At 41.7% G+C, this 24,363-nt stretch carries 13 protein-coding genes; 2 read left to right on the top strand and 11 right to left on the bottom strand.

The features are described 5' to 3' along the window. Positions 1-268: 268 nt before the first annotated feature. Positions 269-646: a DUF1292 domain-containing protein gene (locus KQI87_RS09060; protein WP_216459855.1), complete on the top strand. Its 378-nt coding sequence runs from the start codon at positions 269-271 to the stop codon at positions 644-646. 196 nt (positions 647-842) lie between these two features. Here KQI87_RS09060 and KQI87_RS09055 read toward each other — a convergent pair whose 3' ends face one another. The 11 genes from KQI87_RS09055 to KQI87_RS09005 all read right to left on the bottom strand — a co-directional run bounded on the left by KQI87_RS09055 (position 843) and on the right by KQI87_RS09005 (position 23,387). Next, on the bottom strand, positions 843-3,308 hold the full coding sequence (locus KQI87_RS09055; RefSeq protein ID WP_216459854.1) for a beta-mannosidase: 2,466 nt from the start codon (positions 3,306-3,308) through the stop codon (positions 843-845). Positions 3,309-3,423: 115 nt separating this feature from the next. Beyond that, positions 3,424-5,106 carry a diguanylate cyclase gene (locus tag KQI87_RS09050; protein ID WP_216459853.1) on the bottom strand — a complete coding sequence of 561 codons (1,683 nt, stop codon included), beginning with the start codon at positions 5,104-5,106 and terminating at the stop codon, positions 3,424-3,426. A 408-nt stretch (positions 5,107-5,514) separates the two neighbouring features. After that, a complete protein-coding gene (locus KQI87_RS09045; RefSeq protein ID WP_216459852.1) occupies positions 5,515-6,567 on the bottom strand; it encodes a hypothetical protein in 1,053 nt (350 codons plus the stop codon). A 364-nt stretch (positions 6,568-6,931) separates the two neighbouring features. Then, the gene (locus KQI87_RS09040; protein WP_216459851.1) at positions 6,932-14,983 is read right to left on the bottom strand and encodes an MBG domain-containing protein; all 8,052 of its coding nucleotides are present in this window, start codon (positions 14,981-14,983) and stop codon (positions 6,932-6,934) included. A 58-nt stretch (positions 14,984-15,041) separates the two neighbouring features. After that, the gene (locus KQI87_RS09035; protein WP_216459850.1) at positions 15,042-15,413 is read right to left on the bottom strand and encodes a hypothetical protein; all 372 of its coding nucleotides are present in this window, start codon (positions 15,411-15,413) and stop codon (positions 15,042-15,044) included. Between the two features lie 413 nt (positions 15,414-15,826). After that, entirely contained in the window at positions 15,827-16,210 is a 384-nt protein-coding gene (locus KQI87_RS09030; protein WP_216459849.1) for a hypothetical protein, read from the bottom strand. Between the two features lie 47 nt (positions 16,211-16,257). Next, positions 16,258-16,560 (bottom strand): hypothetical protein, encoded by a 303-nt coding sequence (locus KQI87_RS09025; protein ID WP_216459848.1) that lies wholly within the window; start codon positions 16,558-16,560, stop codon positions 16,258-16,260. 352 nt (positions 16,561-16,912) lie between these two features. After that, entirely contained in the window at positions 16,913-18,361 is a 1,449-nt protein-coding gene (locus tag KQI87_RS09020) for a sensor domain-containing diguanylate cyclase (protein WP_216459847.1), read from the bottom strand. A gap of 52 nt (positions 18,362-18,413) precedes the next feature. Then, positions 18,414-20,807, bottom strand: coding sequence for a response regulator (locus tag KQI87_RS09015; protein WP_216459846.1), 2,394 nt, complete (start codon positions 20,805-20,807; stop codon positions 18,414-18,416). 409 nt (positions 20,808-21,216) lie between these two features. Beyond that, positions 21,217-22,032, bottom strand: coding sequence for a response regulator (locus KQI87_RS09010; RefSeq protein WP_216459845.1), 816 nt, complete (start codon positions 22,030-22,032; stop codon positions 21,217-21,219). Then, complete coding sequence (locus KQI87_RS09005; RefSeq protein WP_216459844.1) at positions 22,029-23,387, bottom strand: sensor histidine kinase; 1,359 nt, start codon at positions 23,385-23,387, stop codon at positions 22,029-22,031. The genes KQI87_RS09010 and KQI87_RS09005 overlap by 4 nt, the downstream gene beginning before the upstream one ends. Positions 23,388-23,574: 187 nt before the next feature. On the opposite strand from KQI87_RS09005, the gene KQI87_RS09000 reads away from it, so the two are divergent. Next, positions 23,575-24,339 carry a DUF6062 family protein gene (locus KQI87_RS09000; RefSeq protein WP_216459843.1) on the top strand — a complete coding sequence of 255 codons (765 nt, stop codon included), beginning with the start codon at positions 23,575-23,577 and terminating at the stop codon, positions 24,337-24,339. Positions 24,340-24,363: the final 24 nt, after the last annotated feature.

Raw genomic sequence — 24,363 nt, 5'->3', positions numbered from 1 at the left:
CGGCAAATATATATGACAGAGTGTCCAGGATATTTGGATAAAGAAAGCCGATGGTTTTGACTGTTATCAGTCTACACCATCGGTTTTCCTAAGTCCAGCTAACCCTTGAACAGTAACCTGCTATTTCGCAGCATACGCGCAAATCCGTCTGAAATCTTGCATTTTCCCCGTGTTTCTGCTACAATAAAACGATATCAAAGCGGCGGAAATATCGTAAGAATATTTCCTATCAGCAGACAAATAAACAAGAAAGAATGAGGAATATAAAATGAGTGACGAATTTACATTAGGCGGATGTAATCCAAGCGACTGCGCTTCCTGCGGAGGCGGATGCAGCTCTAACAGTGGCTGCGATCCAATTGAAAACCACAAAACCATCACCCTTACCATGGAAGATGATACAGAAGTAGAATGTGCAGTACTTACTGTATTCCCTGTAGATGCAAAAGAATATATCGCACTTCTCCCGCTGGATGAGAACGGACAGAATCAGAGCGGCGAAGTTTATCTTTATACATTCGCACGTACAGAGAACGGTGACCCGATGCTTTCTAATATTGAAAGTGATGAAGAGTATGCAAAAGCTGCAGTTGCTTTTGATACCGTTCTTCAGAATGCCAAAGATCAGATGGGACAGATTGACTGATCTGCCACAGATTTTACCGCAGATTTCATACAGCCAGATATTTTTAGTAAATGCGGATAATCTTATCTGACTGATATAAAAAATAAGAATCACCACTTTTTATGAAATGTGATGATTCTTATTTTTTGTCAAAATGGAGCAGATATCATTATCCGCTCCATTTTATATTTTTTATATCAAAACGCCATTCTGAAAATTATATATCATACACACTGCGTACTTTCAACCCATTCGGTGTTCCATTGAGGATTTTCACTCTGCGCTCTCCTGCGTTCATATCAAAATAGTTATCTTCCAGGATCAGATCATCATTCTCATTCTGAATCTCCACACTCTTTGCATAAGCTTCCGCCTTCACAACAATCTCATCTCCGTCTACACTCACTGTCAGTTTCGGATCCAGATAGCGGAAGTATTTCGGATAGGAGAAGATCACTGTTCCCTGAGAAATGATCTGCTCATTTTCCCATGCTTCGTAACTTACATACTCATTAAAGTAGTCAATCTCCGGAAGTTCCACTTTATCCAGCCATACACTGGAAAGTGCCGGAACCTGTACCCACTGTTCTTCCTGGCACAGAATTTCAGCTTTTGCATTGCGTACTGCATACTTCACCAGAACCTTATGTGGCTCCAACGTTTCATTTGTCACATTCAGATGAATGGATTTTTCAAACTCAAAATGCTGGCGGTTCATATCTGCTTCTGCAGTCATCCAGTTCTGTTCCTCGCAGGAAAGCATTACAGGTGCAAAGAATCTCTTCGCATAATAATGAAGTGCTTTCCATCGTCCATAGTAATCAATAGATGACCAGGAAATTACAGGCCAGCAGTCATTTAACTGCCAGTAGATTGCACCCATGCAGCGTCCACGATTTCTACGGTAATGCTCGACTCCGTAACGGATTCCATCCGCCTGCAGAAGCTGGGATGCATAAACGAAATCGCTGAAATTCTCAGGATAACGATATGCTGCCTGCATGTATTTGGCGATTTTTCCATTTCCGCCATAGTTTCTCTGATGTTTCTCCATTACATAAGAAAATGGATTCAATTCTCTCGGATCATCTGTTACTGTCTCAAGTGTCTTTACAGACGGGAATGACTGGAAGCCAAACTCAGACGCATATCTGAAGAAATATTTTCGGTATTCTGAGAATGGCTTATTGCCGTGCCATACTTCCCAGTAATGCACATCTCCGCGATTTGGATCATTTGGCTCATCAAAGGAACCGCCTGATGACGGGCTTGCCGGCCAGTAGAAGGTATCCGGGTCGTATTCGCTGAGTACTTCTGGAATGATACGCTCATACATGAACAGATAGTCTCTCACTTCTGTTGGCTTAGTCACCCAGGTTCCCTGCTTTACAAACATTTCCATCTCATTGTTTCCACACCACAATGCAAGGGATGCGTGATGGCGGAGACGCTTGATATTGTCAATAAATTCCTGACGGATATTTGCCTCAAATTCCGGTGTCAGTTCGTAGACAGAGCATGCAAACATAAAGTCCTGCCATACCATCAGACCCAGTTCGTCACAAAGATCAAAGAACCAGTCTTCCGGATAATAACCGCCACCCCAGACACGTACAGTATTAAAGTTCGCTCTCTTACACTGGAGAAGCAGTTCTCTGGTACGCTCTCTGGATGTTCTCTGCAGCAGATTATCCTCAGGAATATAGTCCGCACCCATGGCAAATACCTGATAGCCGTTTACTTCATGGGCAAAGCTCTCACCCCACTGATCTTTCTCTATATGCATGGTCAGCGTACGAAGACCGATTTTTCTGCACCAGGTGTCCACAATCTTATCGCCGGCTTTCAGGTCTACCTGTACCTGATATAACGGCTGTTCTCCCAATCCGTTCGGCCACCAGAGCTGTGGATCCTCTATCTCAATTTCATCCGGACAGTCATCCCATGTAGTTTTCGTTCCATCCGGCGCAGTTATCGTTACCTGATATTCCAGTGCTTCTGCATCTTCGTAACCATCTGCTTCGTTCTCTTCCTCATCGACAGTCTCCACATCCACTTCCGGAACCAGCAGGACTTTTCCATCCTCATGTATCTGGCGGATATAAACACTGTCCAGTCTGGCTGTTTCAATTCCCAGAAGCGTTACAGGACGGAAGATTCCTCCATCCGGCAGACATGCACCCCAGTCCCAGCCGCACATATAGTGGGCTTTGCGCAGATGCATAAATCCTTCAACCGTGTCTTCATTTCCTCTGTTTTTATATTTCTGAAATGCTTCTGCCATAAATTTCAGCGGAGAGCGGATGATAACACGTAAGGTATTCTTACCCTCTTCTAGCAGTTCCCCTACCGGAAATTCCCAAGTCCTGTGCATGTTGTCAACTTTTCCCAGACAACATCCATTCAGATAAATATCCGCGATTGTATCGATCCCGTCAAATCTGAGGATCACTTCCTGACAATCTTTAAACTTCGCCTCTTCATAATTGAATACGGTTCTGTATTCGTAATCCTCCTCCATCAGTGCTTTCGCCTGATATTCATTATCCCCAAAGAACGGATCCGGCATCTTTCCCGCCTTAAGAAGTGCCGCATAAATATCCCCCGGAACCTGTGCCGGGATCCAGTCCAGCTGCCTGATATTGCACAACTGCCAGTTTTCATGAAGCTGTAATTTTATCATTTGTTTTATCCCCCTTGTTATAGATTTCTATACCTTCTTTGTATCACGCCTGCATCATCTGCAGATGAATTTTCCTGTGGCAGGCAGATCTTTCTTCACCTGCTCCGGCAGCGCTTTACCGTCTGTAATAAGTTCCATTCACTCTATGGTATTCTTCTTTTTCCTCATACATTGTCATATCCGCAGTCTTTAATATTCCACCCAGATCATCCGTCTCTTCTTTCCAGACAGCTCCAACCGAAACACTGATACCAGACAGTTTCATCTGATTTCTCAGAAGTTCCATCTTGTCAGTGAATTCCTGTTCTGCTGTATCACTGGAAATAACGACAAACTCATCACCGCCGATTCTATATGCCTGTTTTGGAAAAATTTCTGCAATAATCGATGCCGCCCCTTTTATCTGCTTGTCCCCGGCTTCATGGCCTTTCTGGTCATTGATCTGCTTCAGGCCATTTAGGTCAATATATGCCACACCTGTACGGACAGCTTTCTGATTTTTGTAAAAATCCAGAACTTCTATATAACGGTTACGGTTATAAAGATTTGTCAGCATATCCTGATAACTTAAATATTTCAGATATTCTTTCTCCTGCTTTCGATCCAGACTGCTGGTCACAAAGAACTGAATGGATGACAGAAGTGTTGCATCCTCATAATGGCTTCTTGGATTGTCCACCCCAAGAAAACCTATTACTTCACCTTCTTTTATAAGCGGTACTGCCAAAAGTCTGGTTACATCCTGCATTTTCAGGATTTCATAATGAGGCATTCCCTTTTCCTGTTCCAGATCTGAAATGAAATATGCTTCTGATTTTCGGAAGTTCTCCATCCATACAGATATTACCTCCATCGGAACACCCTGCAGATTGTCAATCTGTTGTGTAACCATGCCTTTTACATATTCGTATGTATTAAACAATTCATCTTTCTCGAAATCTATCTCAAAAATATAGGTGCGGTCTGCGTCAAAATATTCATTAATGATCTTCAGAAGGTTATTGATCGCCTGATCATCATCTTTTTCTGAAGAGAGTTCTTTCACACATCGGTTCAGCATTGACGAAATCTGAAGTTTCTCCGCAATTTCTTCCCTGCTTTTCGCAAGCCGTCCCAGTTCTCTGTTCTGCTCTCTGGTTGCTACGATATACATAAGAGTCATAGAACATCCGATTGCAATATTTATCAGTGATCCGCCATAATGCACGGCCTGAAATAATGCCGCAATCACCGGAAGTACGATGTAGGAGCTCATTGCAAAGAAAATCTCCCTGCTCATTCTCTTTCTATAATAAATGAGCAGCACAAAATCAATGATCATAGCTGTCATCGGCAGGATCATAGACAGGATATATGCAGAATTTCTGTGGTAAAAATTCTCAGCATCAAAATAATAATATAAATCTGTAAACTGAGAAATTACTACCAGAAGAATCCCTGCCACTGCGATTATACTGGAAATCCTGATCCACTTATTTTTCCTGCGGTCTTCTCCAAATATATGACATCCTATATACTGCTGAAAGAACAGCAGTGTCAGGTCACTCAGCGCAAACACAAGGAAATTGCTGATCCTTACCATATAAAAGCCAAGCTCTTCCGGATTTCCCCTGAATATCCATGCAAGCGCATCACTCCCAAGAAGTGTCGCAGTTGACAGCTGCATACTCAGCATCCATTTTCTCCGTTCCTTATGGTAATTCTTTCCCAAAAACAGACAAAAAGATGCAATCAGACAAAAAATACAGCCCCACATAAGCATTGCTGTATTCATTAAACGATGAGAATCTGGTAACATATAAAAAATTAAACTCCTGTTTTGTATTTCTGATTCAGTTTCATAATGGTATACACGATACCAGTCAGATTTCTGCCTGTCAGTCTTAATTTTGCAAGTCCCCGCCCACTGCTATTGCTTTTGCAACTGAAGCAAGGGACTCACTTAATTTAGTTAAAACGGACAAATTACCCGATCTGGCCAAACTGAATTAAATATAATATACCATCCATACAGGCTATTATCAACTATTCCAAAAAATCCTCCGGATAAAATGCAAAATTATCGCTGCTCTTTCCGTGAATCATTTCTTCACATAACAACATCCCGGATCACATATATGATCCGGGATGTCAGTTTAGTTTTGGTTATAACTCATATCATATTCCAAAACTTTTCCACCCATAATCTCACGTATTCCTTTCCTGACTACTTCTCTGCCAGCCATTCCCTGATGGTTTCTTCACTTACATTTACTCCCTGTGCAATTTTCTCAACAGGCAATCCCATCTCGGCAAAATTAAGTGCGATTTCTCTGGACTTTTTTACTTCACTCTCCCTGATAAATTTCTCTGCTTTCTGCCTTAATACATCTTCTTCAGAAAGCCCCAGCCATTCCATAACTGTTTTTTCACTTACTTTTATTCCCTGCGCTATCTTATCCACTGGCAAACCCATTTCTGCAAAAGAAGCGGCGACTTCTTTTGACTTTTTCAGTTCCCCTTCCTCCAAAAGTTCTTCTGATTTCAATTTCAACACTCGTCCACGCATAATACCACCAATTCCTTTCCGAACTGCATTTTCATTTCTGAAAATATAATCCGATACTCTTGCTATCCAGTCCATCAGATTTGTATACAGTTCTGATTTTCCTTCTTCTGTCAGTTCCTCGTTCAGCTTCTGGCGGATTTCTTCATATTCATCCAGAAGCTGTTGCATCTTTTCTGGATTTTCACTGATCTCATGTGCATTTTTCTCATATCTCATAACATAAAACGGTAACAGCATAAGCAGATTTTTTTCAAAAATACTGTCTTTCGTATAATTGTCCATTTTTACAGTTGGAATCTGGTACATATATGTGTTTCCGTCCGGGAAAACGACCTCAACTTCCAGTGAATCCGGTGTATTTTTATTACTTCTCAGGTATATTACGCAAGATTTCGGAAATTCAATCCGGTACCTGCGGTTCATCTTTTGTGCGTTCTCTACTGCAATGGCAAAATCATATTCAATCATTCGGATTGCCATCGTAGTGTCATCGATGCTCTGGCATTCGATGTGGTACAGCTTACTTCCAATCTTCAGGCAGGAATCTGTTATAATCTCTCCGTTTTCCTGCTGATGTTCGTTTCTAAGCTGCGTGATCTCCACGTTCTCCGGATAGGAAGTATGAAATACCTCATTGATCAGTGGCACTGCCAGATAAGGCATCTTCTCCATCATTGTCCGGAAAACATCATCAAAAATTGTAGGACTCATTCCTTACTCCTTTCGACATTGATATTATAACATATAGTAACAATGTTTGAATACCCGATCCTTTTGCAAACTTATATATTAACCTGCGCAGATCGCATAAACCTTATCTTCTGTATTTGTTTTTCCATAAAGGGGATCAGATGACCGAACGGTCCAGAAAATTTTCCCAGATATGTAAATTCAGTGTAGCAAACAGAGTATATTCTGTCAATCAAAACTCATCCGTTTCTTATTGCTCCACCTGTGATTCTGTATTTACATAAATTTTAATGCAAGTTAAGGAATGAATAGAACATCAGATATTTAACAAATTACAAACGAGAGGGAAATACTTCCCCTCTCGCCATGATTTCAATTTATTTCACTATTTTACTGTTACAGTGATTGTCTTATATACACCATTTTGCGCATATACCCAAATTGTACAGGTTCCTTTGCCTTTTGCCTGAATCACACCGTCTGGTGTTACGGTTGCTACTTTGGTGTTGCTGCTTTCGTAGCAGATGTTTCTGTGATGTTTGATTGGTTTATCTTTCTTGATCTCTGTTGCAGTGATCTGGGTGGTCTTGCCTTTCTTTAAGGTTGCTTTTGTAACGTTCTTCTTGCTTCCAATCTTTGTAATGGAAACTGCTTTGGCTACACCGTATTTACCGCCGGTTGTGGTTGCATGGACAGATACGGAAGTGTCGGTGATGACTTTCTTACCGTTTACCACCTTGTAGGCTTTTACAATGTATTTGTAATAAGTAGCCTTTTTCAGTTTGATGTGTGTCCATGTTCTGGTCTTGCCGTTGGTGATTGTGGTAATCTTGTTGTATTTGTATGTTTTACCGTTTCCGTTGCAATAGTTTCCATAAATGATATAACCGTCTGCGCCGCTGACTCTTGTCCATTCCAGTTTGATGGAGTTGTTTGTCTGGGTTACGGAACGGGCTTTTAATCGTCCATATCCGGTTGTTTCGTTTACAGTTGGCTCATCTGGGATCTTCACGGTGATGGTTACGGATTCTGTCAGTTTTCCATCCTCGGTTGTGGCAGTGATCGTTGCGGTTCCGGTTCCTACTGCGGTTACTTTTCCGTCAGCGTCAACAATGGCTACTTTCTCATCACTGGATTTCCAGATCAGTTTCTTGTATGCATTATCCGGTTCTACTTTTGCAGTGATCTGCCGGCTGTCACCGATCTTTGTAAGAGTTGTCTTTTCTGCCTTGAGTGTCAGCTTCTCCGGTGCGATCTTTACAGTGATCGTAGTTTTAGCGGTGTATTTACCGTCTGCGGTTGTTACAGTAATGACTGCGGTTCCGTTGGATACTGCGGTTACTTTACCATTCTTATCTACAGTTGCTACTTTTTCATCACTGGATGTCCATGTTACGTTCTTATTGTCTGCGTAAGATGGTGTGATGGTTTCCTTTAACTGTACAGTCTCGCCCTCTTTGGTAAGGGTTGCTTTCTCCGGTGATACAGTAACACCTGTTACCGGGTAGCTTGGTGCATAGTAAGTATCCTTATAGGAAATTGCATAAGTTGAGAACTTATCTGTCTCAAAGGTAAATTCTTTTGTGGAACTGTTGAAAGTTCCGCTGAGAACTTCTGCTTTTCCATCATGCATTCTGATGATCTTATAGTCACGGATGGTATAAGACTGATGGTTCAGCAATTCCTCCGGGATGCGGATGGTGATCTTTATCTTTGTTCCAGGATCTTTGATCTGGGTCTTTTCTCCACCATCAACCTGTTTGAACAGGTTTGCGTTGAAGTAAACAATCTCAGAATCTTTTCCTGTCAGTTTTTCCGCTTCTTTCTCGATCGCAGCTATTTCCTCTGGTGTAAGGTCTGTCTCTTTATTTACAGGTGTTACCTCGATCCATACCCTGGCATTCTTCTTTCCTGCAGAAATATCTTTTTGCTCATCATCAGTAAAGATATCCGGTGCTTCCAGAAGTTCTGTTTTGCTGCTGTCCAGGGATGCCTGATCGATTGGTGAACCCGGTGCTACTTCTGCATCTTTTTCCAGTTTCTTATCATTTGTATCTTCTTTCTCACCAGTTTTCGGGATCATTTCGTATTTCTTCTGTTCACATCCGTCAAATGCACAGGTCTTTTCCTTCTTTCCTTCAGACCAGGAAGTTGCTTCCCTGACTGTTTTCCATTCTCCTGACCAGTCATGGCCACTGATGGTAAATGTTCCTTTTTCCAGGGTGATCTTATAATTGGAGTTTGACGCGTTTTTATCTACGGACGCTGTAATATCATATTTACCAGGATCTTCTCCTTCTTTTCTTGTAACGGTGATACCCTTTAAAGTATCTTTTCCAACAAGTCCGGCTACCTGATAAGTAAATTTCTCCGGGTCATTCTTTCCTACGTGCTTCTCTGCGCTGTATGGTGTTACGGTCACTGCTTTTGGAGCAATGATCACGGTGAACTTACTTTCTTTGGAATCGTTATGATTATCATCACCGATCACCTTGTAGGTAATCTCATAAGTTCCCGCATCCAGCCCGGATGGAATGTTTTCGCTCCATTCGCCGTCATTTACTTTGTAAACAAAAGTTCCATCCTCTGTTTTTCCATCAGAGATCAGATTCTGCGCTTTTCCTGTATAGGTCAGGTCGTAAATGATTTCCGGTGTCTGGGAAACTGCGGTTTCTGCTTTGTTGATGATAAACTTTGTTTCCACATTTTTCGGCAGTTTGTAGTTTGCATTGTCTACGGCTTCCGCTTTGGCAGTATGGGTTCCGGCTTTTGCTGCGGCTCCACTTACAGTGATACTGCAGGTATCACCTTCTACCAGTCCTGTTGCTTTGGCTGTTGGCTGTTTCTTGGTTCCGTCATAGGTGAACTCCAGATTGCTCCATTCGATACCAATTTCTTTTGCACTGATGGTATATTCTGTAGTTGTCTCTGCCGGAAGTTTATAGTTCTGATTGCTTAATTGGGTTGCTGTTGCGGTGTAAGTTCCAGCATTCTTCATAGCTCCGATCACGGTTACTTCGCAGGTGTCGTTTCCTGCCAGTCCGGTTGCGGATGCACTTGGCTGCTGGTCTTTACCACTGTAGGTCAGTTTGGTGTCTGCCCAGGTAAGACCGATCTCTTTCTGGGTGATAGTAAAGATTCTCTTGTTAAATCTCACACTGTAGTTCGGGTTGGCATCTTTTTCTTCGGATGCTGTAATGTCATAAGTTCCAACATCTTCACCCGCAGTTCTTGTCAGTGTGATACCGGAAAGGGTATCGTCTCCTACCAGACCGCTTGCAGTATAAGAAAATTCTTTATCTTTTTCTCCGTAAACTTTGGAAGCATCGTTTGGTGTTACGGTTACTTCTTTTGGTACAACAGTTACAGTCACTTCTTTAGCTACTGTAAGATAGTTCGGGCTTTCGTCCATGGAAACTGTAATCTTTGCGGTTCCCACATTTCCTACGGTTACGGTTCCATCTGCACTTACGGATGCAATATCATTGTTATCACTTGCAAACTTAATGCTTGTCTCTTTGTCTCCTGCACTTGCTGAAATTTTAAATGTCTGATCTCCATAAGTTACTTTATATTCCATGTTTTCAACTGTAAGCTTATGATCAATCTTCTTAACCGTTACGGTAACATTCTTTTCTCCTGCATTGTAGTTTGCACTCTCTGCAATGGATACGGTCAGGGTTGCTGTACCAGCTCCAACGATAGTTACCAGACCATTCTTATCTACCTTTGCGACTTTCTCATCGCTGCTGGTGTAAGATTTCTGTCCGTCACCTTTGTTGGTGCTTTCCAGTTTGAAGGCTTCTTCGCCGTAATTCTTGTCTGCAACTGCGGTTACGGCAAGTGCCGGATCTGCTTTTGCTACAACAAATTCTGCGGATGCTCCTTCTGCTTTCAGGCTGTAATTATCGTCTGTAATGGATGCGGTTACGGTATAAGTTCCGGCATGTGTCGGTACAGTTCCGTCTGCCTCAGTTCCATCGTTTCCAGTTCCGGTATAGGTCAGGGTAATCTTCGGATCATCTGCTCCTGCCAGTCCCTTCAGAATGGCTGTTGCCGGAGTGATGGTTCCTTCGTAAATTCCACCATTTGGTGTGATCACTGCAGTGATCTCTTTTGCATGAATCGTGGCTGCTGTTTCGTTCTGCTGTCCTTTGACTGCAAGCACATAGTTCTTCGCAGATGCCCCATCCAGTACCAGATTGGAAATCTGGACTTTCTTCTTTCCTGCGTTTTTATCTTCAAATACTCCCGATGCTGTAACTGTTAAGGAATCCTCCCCTAAGATTCCATCGAACTGCACCTGATCAAGGTGCAGTGCTGCTGCGGTGTTTCCATCGTATGTCTTATCCTCTGCGGTAATACCTGAAACAACGACTGCTTTCTTTGCGATGGTCACGTTGAGCTGGCCTTCTGTGGAATCTTTATGGTTGTCATCACCAACTACCTTATAGGAAATGGTGTAGGTTCCTGCATCCAGTCCGGTCGGAAGCTGGTCACTCCATTTTCCGTCACCGACTTTGTACATCCAGGTACCGCCAATCGGATCTGTTACAGTGATCATCGCCTGATCTACTCCATTATAGGTCAGGTCTGAAACAGCTTCCGGAATCTGGTACTGGATATCTGCTTTTTCAATGCTCCAGTCTGTTTTCTGGTTAGAGTTTTCTGTCAGTACATAGTTATCATTTCCAAGAGCAGTTACTTCTGCTTTGTAATTTCCTGCATTTGTGGCAGCGTTTCCGGTGTACTCCAGTGTAAAGGTATCGGCGTCAAATGCCGCATTGCTCACCTGTGCGGTGACACTCTGTTCTGCCCCGTTATAGGTCAGGTCTGTCTTGCCCCAGCTCAGGACAGCTTCTTTTGCTGTGATGGTAAACTCTGCTGCGGTTCCATTAAAGTTCACATTGTAGTTGCCGCTTGCATCAGCAAGGCTTCCGATTTCATAAGCGTAAGTGCCTTTGTTCTCGCCTGCGGTTCTTGCCAGTGCACCTGTCAAGATATCATCTGCCTTTTCCCCTTCGACCAGACCGCTTACGCTGTACCGGAACTGCGGATCGGCATTTCCGTATACCTTTGCTGCTTTTTTCGGTGTGATGGTCAGATCCTTTTTCTTAATCGTCAGGGTTCCCGGTTCTGCCGTCAATTTGTAATTGCTGTTTTTACTTGTTACAGTAATTGCGTAAGCTTTAGCGGAAGTTCCTTCTTCACGGCTGTAGGTCAGATCCAGATCATCTCCTTTTACCAGAGTTCCATTAGTGATCTCGGAAGTATATTCCGGTTCTGCGTCGCCGTAAGTAATTTCCTTATCTGCTACTTTTACGGTAATCGGTCTTGGGTTGATCGTTACCGTTGCAGATCCTGTATAATCTTCATAGCCCTCTTTTGTTACCTTATAATATACGGTATAGCCGCCTGCTTTCACATCTTTGCATACAGGCTGTTCTGTGCCATAGGTTTTTCCATCCGCACTGTAGATGATCTCAGCGCCATCCGGCTGACCCGTTACGGTAATTCCATGAGAAGCTCCATCATAGGTTGCTTCCACAGGAGCTGCTGAAATACCAGTCATCACCTTTTTCGTGATCTTCCAGGTCTTTTCTACGTTTCCGGTGAAATTGCCTGTTCCGGAAACTGTGAAGATGTAACCGTCTGTTCCGCTTAAGTCTGTTGCAGCCAGAGTTCCAGATAATGTGTAATCTGTCTCTGGGGTTAATACCTGTTCTGCACCATTTAAGGATACTTTCACAGTAACAACCGGGGCGATCTCAGTTCCTGTCCACTCAAAGATATCTTGATCCAGTGTTACATTTTCTTCTTTGATTTCAAATGGTGAGATGGTAAACTTCTGCTCTGCTCTTGCGTTGCCCAGCGTCACAGTTGCCAGATAATTTCCGGCATTCTTTGGTGCATCGGCAAAACTGTTCTGATCTGTGATGGTTCCCTCTGCATCTGTTTTATAGTAAGCAACAGTTACAGCGTCCCCTGTCAGATTCGTAACTGTATCTGCATTTTCTACAGAAACAGAAGCTGCTGTTCCATCATAGGTCTTGCTGTCAGCCTTTACGGTAAGGGTAACTGCTTTTTCGCTGCCATAATGCTCGCAGACATCTTCGCCGTTTTCTCCGATGCAATATGCTTTGATTTCATTTCCATTGCTTTCATACTTCCAGCTGTGGGAATGGATCACTGCTTCCAGCACTACATCCCCGTTGGCTAATTTATCAACGATAATGGTATCTCCTGCTTTGTAAATGGTATTGTCACCAGCAAGGAGAGATTTTGTGGTGTGTTCACCAAAGGAAGCATCCAGTGTCTGTGCTCCTGTGGTTACTTTCCATCCGCAAAAGCCAGCTGCGTCGCTGGATGGAACTGTGATGACAGATTCTTTTGCAAGATAATAATTCTGTGTTACATTGGAGGAAGCACCAGTGAAAGTAACAGTGTTGTATGGATTCTGACTGTCTGATATATCTGACTTAGAACCAGATCCGTTTGTGCCGGTTCCTCCGTTATTGCCTCGTACGGACTCTGGAGCATATCCTGTTTTATTAGAATAATCATCTTTTGTCCAGCAAGAACCTGAGTCACCTCCGGATCCTCCAGCTCCACCGACACCACCAGTTCCTATGGAAGCTCCGGTTCCGCCGGCTCCACCGCCGCCACCAGACTGGCCATCCTGAACCCAGAAGGTACCTGAATAAGCAGTAGTATCTTTTTTCTTATAATATGTAATACTATGATTATGCTTAGCGACTACCGACTGCCGGCTTCCTGCCTGACCACCTTGTCCGCCTGTTGCATTTACTGTAACATTTCCAATATAAATCTGTCCTGATGAACTGGCAGATATATTCGCTGTAGCAGACTTTCCTGCAACTTTATCTACATAGTTCGCCTCATCCTGGTCAGCATTTCCAATTACACCATTTGCTCCTACATTACCATTTGCTCCATTAGTTCCAATACCAGCACCGCCTCCGGCTGCACCTCCGCCGCCGCTTCCTCCGGCTCCGCCAATAACAAGATTTTCATCTAACCATTTATACGCTATGGTAGTAGTCCCAGAACAAGATGGATTTAAACCAACGTTATTTGTGGTTGAACATAGAGATATACTTGAACCTTTTGTGACACTTACAAAAGACAGCTTGCTGTATATTGTTTTTTGCCCATTCTGTCCATTACCGGCATTACCACCTGTTCCTCCAGTTACATTTAAGGAACCATTTCCTAAAATTGCTATTTTAGAGCCTTCTGGAACATAGATTGCTGCACCACCACCGGTTGCACCGCTGCCACCTGCACCTCCGGTTCCCTTTTCATAAGCTCCGTCTGCTATATGGTTATATGTTATACCATCCTTAGTGATTTTACTAATGTTAGCTTTTGCAGAAGTTCCATTTTTACCATCTGTACCAGCGTAACCTTGACCACCAGCCGCAGTCAATGTCTTGCCATCTGCAATATAGATATAAACGGTTGCTCCATTTGCAATCTTTAATCCATTGCCGCCAGCCTGACTGCTGCTTTTGCTGTCTGCACCCACAAATTCTGGTGTATTCTCAGACACATAATAGATTCCAGTTGTCAGTTCTGTATTGGCATATGCGGATGTCAGTTCATGAATCTCAAACTGTGTTCCTGGATTGAAGGTACTCAGACAATAATAGGAAAAATGTTCTGCCGGTACTTCTGCATAGCCTGCCTCTACATATGCCTCTGTATCAAGTGCCTGCACATTCTCAAGATCATCATCGGCATGATAGATCTGAATGTCCTCGGTACTGTTGTCCGTGTCAATTCCTGAGAATGATACAGTTGCACTTCCCTTGCTGTTATCCGGCTGGATCTCCTCACCGTTTTCATCAGTTATGGTAATATCAAATACCTGCAGGTCATTCTCTTCTTCGGTTCCTACTCCAAAATCGTCCACACCCTGATCTGCCATTTTTTTCAGCTCTTCACGGATTTCTTCCACCATGGCATCCTCAGAAGAGGTTTCCTGCTGTTTTTGTACCACATCCTCAAAAGCATCAATGACAGACTGTTTCTTTACCTTGCGAACATTCAGGCTTGCCCCTTCTGGGAAAACGCCCTTGTCTGCGGTTACAGAAACTTCAATCCCATCTACCGTTTTTGTCTGATTGAAATCTCCCTCCTGTACTTCTTTTGCAGGAACTGATACTTCATCACCTGATGAAAAATCTTCTACTGCATTTTCCGCACTCTCTGCATTCTGCGAACCATCATCAAAGACTGATTCCTCTGATCCTGCCTGCGTATTGTCCTGCAGACTGATCTCTTCTTCTACATCCGGCGAAGTAAATTCTGCCGCAAATGCTGCTGACGGGAGTGTGGAGTTTGCCACCATTGCCGCTGTCAGGGCAACTGCGAATCCACGCCGCCAGTTTTTTCGTAACTGTTCTTTTGTCATATGTAACCTCTTTCCTTAATCATTCATCTGTCATCCTGTTACAGGTGAAATATCTTTTTTATACGCTGAACCGGAGATTCTCCAGCTCATCCAGAACTTTCTCTCTGGTAAGTTCTCCGTGGATGTAACCACTGGTCTTGATATGAAACAGATCCTGTACATATTTCGGCTGGTCCGCCATAGCGATCACATTCAGTCTCGGATTTCTTGCCCGCATCTCCTTTGCCAGAAAGTATCCCTGTCCGCGGCTTTCATCCATACTGATGAAGAATGCTTCTACCTGCTCTTCCCTCATGTGTTCCGCAGCTTCCTGCGCGTTTTTTACACAATAAATGGATGGATCTTCCTCTGTCTGCGTATACAGGTCGTATAAGATATGTTCCAGATTCTTACGCTTTTCTGTATTCTGCTCATAAATCAGCAGACTCACTTTTTGACCACCTCGTTTCTGAAATGATTTTTCAGGCGCAAAAAGGGCGTATTCTGTCTTTAGAAATAACTTTCTAAGGACAGAATACGCCCTTTGCTTATAGCCCCTCCGAAAAAGGATACAATTATCTTCTGAGTTCTGAGTTCTGAGTTCTGAGTTCTGAGTTCTGAGTTCTGAGTTCTGAGTTCTGAGTTCTGACAAATTATCCTTTCTCATCTTCATGGATTGCAACCTCTTTCGTAAATTTCTTTTTAATCGAGGTCATTATAGCATACCCACCTTCACAAAACTTTCACACATTCGCTCTGTTTTGGCGCTCATTTTGTATTTTTTATGTTTTTTTACTGTTTTTTGATGATACTAATTGCGGAGTCTGCTCCTCACCTCAGACTCCGTATATATAATCGTCGGAATTATATTCCATATTCTTTATATAACTGCTTACGAATTTCCGGGTTTGTTACGACAGACTGGATTTCTTTACTTCTTCCATCCAGTATCAGACGATTTATCAAAACGCTCAGACGTTCTTCTCCTTCTGCTGTTCCAACCGCTTTTCCCTCTGCCCAAAGTCGTTCAGATTCCAATTCAAGAACTTTTCCACCCATAACCTCACCAATTCCTTTCCTCACTACTTCCTCACTCTGGCATATGTAGTCTGCTATTTTTATGATAAGTTTGTTTAAATTCATATATAAAACTGCTTTATCTTCCCCTGACAGTTCTTTTACCAGTTTTGCCCTGATTTCTTCATATTCATTCAATAAATTCTGGAATTTTTCCGGGTTCTCATTCATTTCGTGAATGTCCTTTTCATACCGCATGATATAAAACGGCAGAAGCATCAGCAGATTTTTCTCAAAAATACTATCTCGACAGCAATAGAAAAATCATATTCTATCATCCGAATCGCCATAGTTGTATCATCTGTACTCTGACATTCAATATGATACAATTTTCCGCCAATTTTTAAACAGGAATCTGTAATGCTCTCTCCATTTTCCTGTTGGTGTTCGTTGCGAAGCTGTACAATCGGTACATCTGCCGGATATGAAGTATGAAACACTTCATTAATTAACGGAACTGCCAGATATGGCATTTTCTCAATCATTGTACGAAACACATCATCAAATATTGTATTATTCATCTAATACCTCGTTTCTATTATAGCATGTATAGTAACAATATTTGAATACCCAACTTTCGCATAAATTGCGCACAAGTCATGTATTTTTATCTTTCGTACTTGATGTCATAAAGGAGAACAATTAACCGAACGGTTTAGAAATTTTTCAGATCTGTGGATTTAGTGTATCAAATGTATTATCTCATGTCAATCAAATTATTTTTGTACCTTGCTTCTTAAGTTCTTAAAAAATATTTATTTTCCATCTTCTACCAAGATTCCTTTCCCCCTATATTTCACCATAAAATATACGCATCAGCTGTTAAATAGCTGATGCATACTTTCAGTTTTACATTATATCATAGGAACTGTCCTATTCTTCATAAATTGTAGCACTATACCCCCGCTTCTTTTTGCCCTGGTACATTGCTCTGTCAGCTTTTCTGTACAGGTAATCAAAAGAAACTTCTTCGGATTCATGATAGAAACATGCACCCAGGCTTACTTCTATACGTTTTCCCCGCATCTCTGTAATATCAATCTGTCTGATATTTCCAAAAAGTCTGTCAAAAAATTTCTCTGCTGATGTTTTCTGCAGCATTCCCGGCATAAATATCGCGAACTCATCACCTCCGAGCCGCAAAATCACGTCATTGTCCCGACATGATTTCTGTAAAATTTCTGCAATGGCTATGATAACTTTATCTCCTACGGAATGGCCATAAGTATCATTTATTGTTTTAAATTTATCACAATCGATCAGACAAAGCAGACCTCCTGTTCTTTGCTTTAAAAGATCAGAAATTATTTTTTCTCCGCTTCCCCGATTATATAATCCAGTCATAAGATCCGTCTGTGCCAGATAAAGCAAGCGATTTTCACGTTTTTTCTCTTCTTCTATACACTCAATGCAAAAAAGCACATGTAAGAGTTTTCCATTTTCATCGTAATCAACAGGAATAAATCTGCTTCGGCACCAGCCTATTTTTTTATGTATAAATTCATGTATGATACTATTTTTCCCAGAGATTCGTTCTTCCAGCGTACTGATATCTATAAATGCATAAATTTCTTCCAGTTGTGATTCCATACACATTTTCTCTATAATATGTCTGACATGTCCGCAAAAATCGTCCCGAATCTCATATTCTTCCATTTTTGCAGCATCTTTTTCCCAGTTTTCCGTAAGCTGTGATGTTGTCTTTACAATGTGATATTTTTTCGTCTGTACATTAATGAAGTGCATGGACTCATAAATTTTTGCAAGCGATGAGTAACTGCTAAGTTTTGCCAATTTATTGGACTTTATAAATGAATTGCGTAATTTCAAAAATGAAATAAGAAGTGTTCCGATCATATCCATAAAGGTAATAAGTCCTTTAAAATCACCCTTTGGAGGATTATCCACGCCGAAAAATCCCTTGATCTCATCCTTATAGTACAAGGGACATACTACAACATTTTCCACATTTTGTGCTTTTAACATATCATAGGAGACAGGGTGTTCTTCTTTGATCGCTTCTACATCAGCAACAATAACACTCTCACCTTTCGAAAAGGTCTCATACCACCAGTCTATAATATCCATATCAACATTCTGTAATGCATCAATCTCAGGGATTACGCCCTCCGCGCACCATTCATACGTGTTATCGGTACCATGTCTCTCGTCACAATCCTCAAAAATATAGATTCTGTCAGAACCAATATGCCTGCCCAAAAAGCAGATAAACTCATTGATCTGCTCATCCGGTGTATCATAATTGAGTGCTGACCTGAATGCTTCATTTATAACTAACTCATACTTTATTGTTGTTTTCATTCTGAATTTTTCCTTTTTGTATTTTTCATAACCCCCTCCGATTATCACACCCTCATTTCAAAAAACCTTTTAATGTTTCCATCAGCTTTGATATATCAATCGGTTTTGCAATGTATCCATCCATTCCTGCATCAAATGCTTTTTGCTGATCTTCTGCGAATGCATTCGCTGTCATAGCAATAATCGGGATGGTGGCTTTTTGGGGTTCATTCAGTTTTCGGATTTCCCTCGTTGCTTCATATCCATCCATTTTGGGCATCTGTATATCCATTAGAATCAAATCATAGCTTCCTGCATCCGCATAATGCATTCTTTCTACTGCTATTGTGCCGTCTTCGGCTGTTTCCACGGAAAAACCAGCTTCCTGCAGGATCTCTACTGCAATTTCCCGGTTTAATTCGTTATCCTCTACCAACAGAATTTTCTTTCCACTGAAATCTGGAATATTGTCATGATCCTCTTTATTTTCTTCAGGAGAATCGCATACTTTAAACTGCAAAAATACCGTCGTTTCTGTTCCTTTATCAACCTCACTGTTTACCTGGATCGTGCCACCCAGTAAATCTACAATATTTTTTGCAATCGCCATTCCAAGACCTGATCCCTGTATTCCGCTGACGGTTGCAGTTTTTTCTCTTGTAAAGGTTTCAAAAATATGTTTGCTGAATTCCCGACTCATTCCAATCCCGGTATCTTTAATTTCAAAGCAGTAACCTGCATATCCTTTCGGGGCATTTTCTATTTCTTTTACTTTAAAATAAATACTTCCCCCTGGCTTTGTGAATTTCACTGAATTGCCCAGAATATTCAGAAGCACCTGATTCAGTCTCAACTTGTCTGCCAGGATCTTTTTATGTACGATTTCTTCTGCATCAACAATTAATTTCAAATTTTTTTCTGATACACTTGCCTGTATCATTGTTTCTAATTCTTCTATTACCTCCGGGATATATACCGGCAGATCATCCATCTGAATATTACCACTTTCAATCTGGTTCATTTCCAGTACATCATTTACCAGAGCGATCAAATGACTGCCTGCGGTCGTGATCCTTGAAAGATATTTTTTCACTGCATCTTTATCTTCGATATGGGACGATGCCAGGGTCGTATATCCGACGATTGCATTTAACGGAGTCCGAATATCATGAGACATACTGTTCATAAATACACGTTTTGCCTGATTCGACTGCTCTTCTGCTCTCAGTGCCAGCTCTAACTTTTTCTGAACTTCTTTTTCTCTGGTGATCAATGCATCAATGTTCTGGAAACCTGCAATGATATGTTTCGTATTTTCCAGTCTCATGTATTTGAACTGATAATAATGCACTTCTCCATTTACCAGCGTTTTATATGCAGATACATATTCTTTTTTCACTGTCAGTTCCTGCAATACTCTTTCCAGCTTCATCGCATCATGCATCATTTCCTGATCATCCGGGTGAACACGTTCGGAAATATACTGTTCGCAGGTTGCTTTATACGGATAGATACGATCCGGGTTATTTACAAGTCCCGTTGTCACATAACCATCCAATTTCAGTATTCTGGCAGTATCCGCATCTCCATCCACTAAAAATATATTCAGATAATCTTTGCTCAGCGCATTAAAAATGTCAAACTGTTCTTTCATGTGTTTCTCATATGCAAGAAGTTCTTTCTTTTCTTCCGTGATATCCATTCCATAAATAACACACTCCAAATGATCTGTTGACGGATTCATGAAAAATCTTGCAGTAATGCATGCACTTCGGATACTTCCATCATCAAAGTAGGAATCTGTTTCTTTTTTGATCTCTGCTTTTCCTTTTTTGTAGGCATTCAGCAATGATTCTCTGTTGAAAAAAGTAAAAAATTCTTCTTTTCCCTGCTCATCCGGTACAAATGCAGCTACCTGCCTGACGAGATCATTTACGGTTGTCTTATGCTCCATGGTGTCCAGACTCTTGGATGAACCATTAATGCTCAGGCATACATCACTGGTAATATCTAAATGAAAAATCCCCTGTGCTTCCGGAATCGCCCCCAGAAGTGTCTGCATCTGAGTTTCAAAAATTTTCTGTGATCTGCGTACCTCTGTAATGTCCCATGCGTATTCTATAAAAACTTTTTTGCCATTCCATTCTGTTACTTTTGTTTTTACCGCATAAATTTCCTTTCCATTGTCCACTTCAGTTTCCTGGCATTCATTCTGCTCCATCTTACGCATTGGACAAAACGGGCATGGTTTATCCAAACCCATCATATATTTATAACAATATTCTCCCTGGTATGGCTGATTTTCATGTCCTGTATAAATTCTTGCCGCACTATTTGCATATAACATCGTATAGGTCTCAAGATCACTGACCTGTATCATCTGGTTCGAATCATTTAAAATAGATTCCAGGAGCCATTCTTTTTCTATCCCTCCATCAGGTTGTCTATTGTCTGTTCTTTCTCTCATAATTGTCTCCATTTATTTGTAGCGTCATATTTTCTTTATAATTGTATTTGTTTATTTCATCAAACATATTTTCATAAGAAAATTCATATCCGCATAAACTATCGCTATTGATTTTTAATCGCAGAAAGGGCACATCCTATCCTTAGAAATAACTTTCTAAAGACAGAATACGCCCTTTGCTTATTTAACACCTGAAAAAGGATACAAGTCTTCTGGTTCTGATAGATTATCCTTTCTCATCTTCATAAATTACAACCTCTTTCACAAATTTCTTACCAGGCAAATAAAATCATCCGCTTCATTACTTGTCTGATTCGGTTAAAACGAGGTCATTATAGCATACTCACCTTCACAAAACTTTCACACATCCGCCCTGTTTTGGCATTCATTTTGTATTTTTTATGTTTTTTTACTGTTTCGTTGAAATTTCTCCTGCTCTTTTAATGATATTTAGCTGCGCTGTCCGTTCTTCCGCCCATGAATATCTCCTAAGATACATTCCGGCATATGCAGTGATCACTTCTTTGTCACCGTTCAGCATCCGGTAAAGGTCACAATCTATCTGCTTAGAATCTATATCTAAATATTTCGTATTTCCTTTTGCCACAAGGAGCTGGGAGATTCCGGCTTCTTCCAGGATATTTTTCAGGCGGTACAGACAGGTTCCATAGGTACTGTCCGCCAGCTGTTTTCCTTCCCACAAGCAGGCAATGGCATCCTGTTTTGACACTCCAACTTTTCCCCTGTCTACTAAAAGGGCAAATAGTTCTTCGGACTTGCTATGTCCTTTAAATATGTTTTCTCCATTTACCGTTACCAGCAGATCCGGCATGGTCTGGATGCAGATTTTCTTTTTCAAAGTGTTTCCCGTGACGAAGCTGGCATTTTCCAGTTCCTGTTCAATATCTGCTCTATCATAGGGTTTCAACAGATATCCGGCGGGTCTTGCAGTCATAGCTTTAAGTGCATACTGCTCATAGGCAGTTACAAAGATGATGCAGGTTCTGCGGTTGATTTCTTTTAGCTTTTCTGCCAGATGGATTCCATCCATATGGGGCATCTCAATATCAAGAAACGCAACATCCACCGGATGTTCTTTCGCCCATTCATAAGCCTGTCTGCTGTCTGAAAACAGTTTCAAATCTTCCATTCCGTCTATGTCTTTTGCAGTAATCTGAAAATTCTCAAGCTGGATCTCTTCATCGTCTACATAAATGATCTTCATTTTTCTCCTCCTGCCAGCGGTATCCGTATCATGGCTCTGGTACCCTCGCCAGGTGTACTCTCAATCTCTAATGTTGCACCTGCAAGATGTTCCAGACGGTAACGGACATTTTTTAGTCCTATGGATGTACTCTTCTCCAGTTCTTCCGGCGTGAATCCAACTCCATCATCAACCACCTGGATCAGGATCGCATCCGGTTCTCTGCTGGTCATCAGGCAGACGCTGCCCTGTTTTCCCGGTTTGGTCAGTCCGTGTTTCACGGCATTCTCCACCAGTGGCTGTACCGTAAGAGGTGGGATGGCAAAGTCTAACTCATCCAGGTCCTCACCAAATTCAAACCGGTCACCAAAGCGCATCTTTTCCAGGTATACATAGTCTTCTACCTGTTTGAGTTCGTTTTCAAAAGGGATCATGCCATTTTCCTCTAACCAGGACATATTTCTACGCAGATAGCGGGAAAATTTCATCAGAGCGTCATCTGCTTTTGCCGGGTCTATCTTACAATAACCACTAATCGCGCCCAGAGTGTTAAAAATGAAATGGTTGCGGATCTGGCTCATCATGGATGCAATCCGGCTGTCTGTCAGCTCACGTTCCCTCTGGGCAAGCTGGCGGTCCTGCTCTGCAAGTTTGCGCTCCTGTTCTGCCAGAAGACGTTCTTTCTGGGCAGCTTTTTTACTCTGCTCGATCATGGTCTCTACAAACATCAAGATCATGGAAATGCAGATAGCAAGATTAATCCATGAAATCCCGTAATAAAATAACAGAATGACTGCTGCGATAAATGGCAAAACGATATAGGAAACCATCGCTGTCAGAAGTTCCCGGCTGATATTTTTCCTGTACTGAAACAGCAGGGACAGATCTGTCAGCATTCCTGCCATAGGCAGAAGCAGGGAAATAAAGTATGCAGGGTTTCTATGGTAGTAGTTGTCTGCATCTATGTAATAATACAGTTCTGTAAACTGGGACAGGATCACCAGAAAGATGGCTGTCAGGCAGATGAGAACGACCAGCTTTACCCGGATGTTGTTCTTTTTCTCCTGGAGATCTTTTTCAAAAATGCAGCTGCATACATAGACATGGTAGAGTAGCAAAACAATATCACTGAACAGGAAAACAAGGAAATTGCTGATATGAACCATGTAATTTCCAAGTTCTCCGGAACTTCCGCGAAAGGCCCAGGCTGCTGCATCACTAACAAGCAGGATGGCGCAGGAAAGCTGAAGCAGAAACATATATTTCTTCTTTTCACGGTCAATGTCTCTGCTTATGGACATGCAGAACGCTGCCAGCAGACAGAAAATGCATCCCCACAAAAGCAGGGCAATATGGATGGACTGACGGTTGAACATGATGGTACTCCTTTGGTTTTATCCGCTCTATCTTATCACCAAAATTATGAATTTTCAATATCTGCTTATTTATCTCGCAGTAACTATAAAATTTCGCTCTGAATAATTATGTCTTTGTTCTGCTTGACATTCCCATGGATTCTATGCACAATGAAAGAAATAGAAACTATGATCGGAGTATGCAAAGATGAAAGAAAAGTTATATACCATTCCGCTTAATGATGCGGTAAATGCCAATGATGAGTGTCCTTTCTGTTTTATTGAACGGGAGCTTGAGCAGAATTCGCTGGATTTTGTGCTGGGAAACAGTTCTTCTTATATGGAGAGTGATATCCGGGATCAGACGGATAAGGCGGGATTTTGCAGGGTGCATATGAAGAAGATGTTTGATTATGGGAATACTCTTGGGAATGCATTGATTCTTCAGACACATTATCATAAGCTTCGGGAGGAAATGAAAAAGCAGTTTGATTCTTTTACGCCGGGGAAGTCCTCGATTCTTGGGCGTTTCCGCCGTTCAGATTCCGGCGCTGACAGGAATCCGATTGCTGCATGGACTGCTTCTAAGGATTGCAGCTGTTTTATCTGCCAGAATATTGAGGATACGTTTAAGCGGTACGTGGAAACTTTTTTCTGGCTGTATCGGCAGGATAATGAATTTAAGAATAAAATTCTGAATGGTAAAGGATTCTGTCTGCATCACTTCGGGATTTTGTGTGATGGTGCGGATAAGTATCTGAATGATAAAGAAAAGGCTGAGTTTTATCCTGCTATGTTTAAGCTGATGGATGAGAATTTCCAGCGTATGGAAGACGATCTGGTATGGTTGTCTGATAAGTTTGATTACAGGAATAAGGATGCCGATTGGAAGAATTCCAAAGATGCTCTGCAGCGTGGAATGCAGAAGCTTCGCAGCGGATATCCGGCGGATCCGGTACATAAGGCAAAATAAATCAGAAATAAAAAATTCTCTCTT

This window comes from Blautia sp. MSJ-9 (assembly GCF_018919065.1).
Lineage (GTDB): Bacteria > Bacillota > Clostridia > Lachnospirales > Lachnospiraceae > Blautia_A.
This window is presented reverse-complemented; position numbering and strand designations above follow the sequence as displayed.

Bases quoted from the DNA above. Each gene is read 5' to 3' on its own strand.
- KQI87_RS09060 (WP_216459855.1), top strand. From the start codon at position 269: ATGAGTGACGAATTTACATTAGGCGGATGTAATCCAAGCGACTGCGCT.
- KQI87_RS09055 (WP_216459854.1), bottom strand. From the start codon at position 3,308: ATGATAAAATTACAGCTTCATGAAAACTGGCAGTTGTGCAATATCAGG.
- KQI87_RS09050 (WP_216459853.1), bottom strand. From the start codon at position 5,106: ATGTTACCAGATTCTCATCGTTTAATGAATACAGCAATGCTTATGTGG.
- KQI87_RS09045 (WP_216459852.1), bottom strand. From the start codon at position 6,567: ATGAGTCCTACAATTTTTGATGATGTTTTCCGGACAATGATGGAGAAG.
- KQI87_RS09040 (WP_216459851.1), bottom strand. From the start codon at position 14,983: ATGACAAAAGAACAGTTACGAAAAAACTGGCGGCGTGGATTCGCAGTT.
- KQI87_RS09030 (WP_216459849.1), bottom strand. From the start codon at position 16,210: ATGAATGAGAACCCGGAAAAATTCCAGAATTTATTGAATGAATATGAA.
- KQI87_RS09025 (WP_216459848.1), bottom strand. From the start codon at position 16,560: ATGAATAATACAATATTTGATGATGTGTTTCGTACAATGATTGAGAAA.
- KQI87_RS09020 (WP_216459847.1), bottom strand. From the start codon at position 18,361: ATGAAAACAACAATAAAGTATGAGTTAGTTATAAATGAAGCATTCAGG.
- KQI87_RS09015 (WP_216459846.1), bottom strand. From the start codon at position 20,807: ATGAGAGAAAGAACAGACAATAGACAACCTGATGGAGGGATAGAAAAA.
- KQI87_RS09010 (WP_216459845.1), bottom strand. From the start codon at position 22,032: ATGAAGATCATTTATGTAGACGATGAAGAGATCCAGCTTGAGAATTTT.
- KQI87_RS09005 (WP_216459844.1), bottom strand. From the start codon at position 23,387: ATGTTCAACCGTCAGTCCATCCATATTGCCCTGCTTTTGTGGGGATGC.
- KQI87_RS09000 (WP_216459843.1), top strand. From the start codon at position 23,575: ATGAAAGAAAAGTTATATACCATTCCGCTTAATGATGCGGTAAATGCC.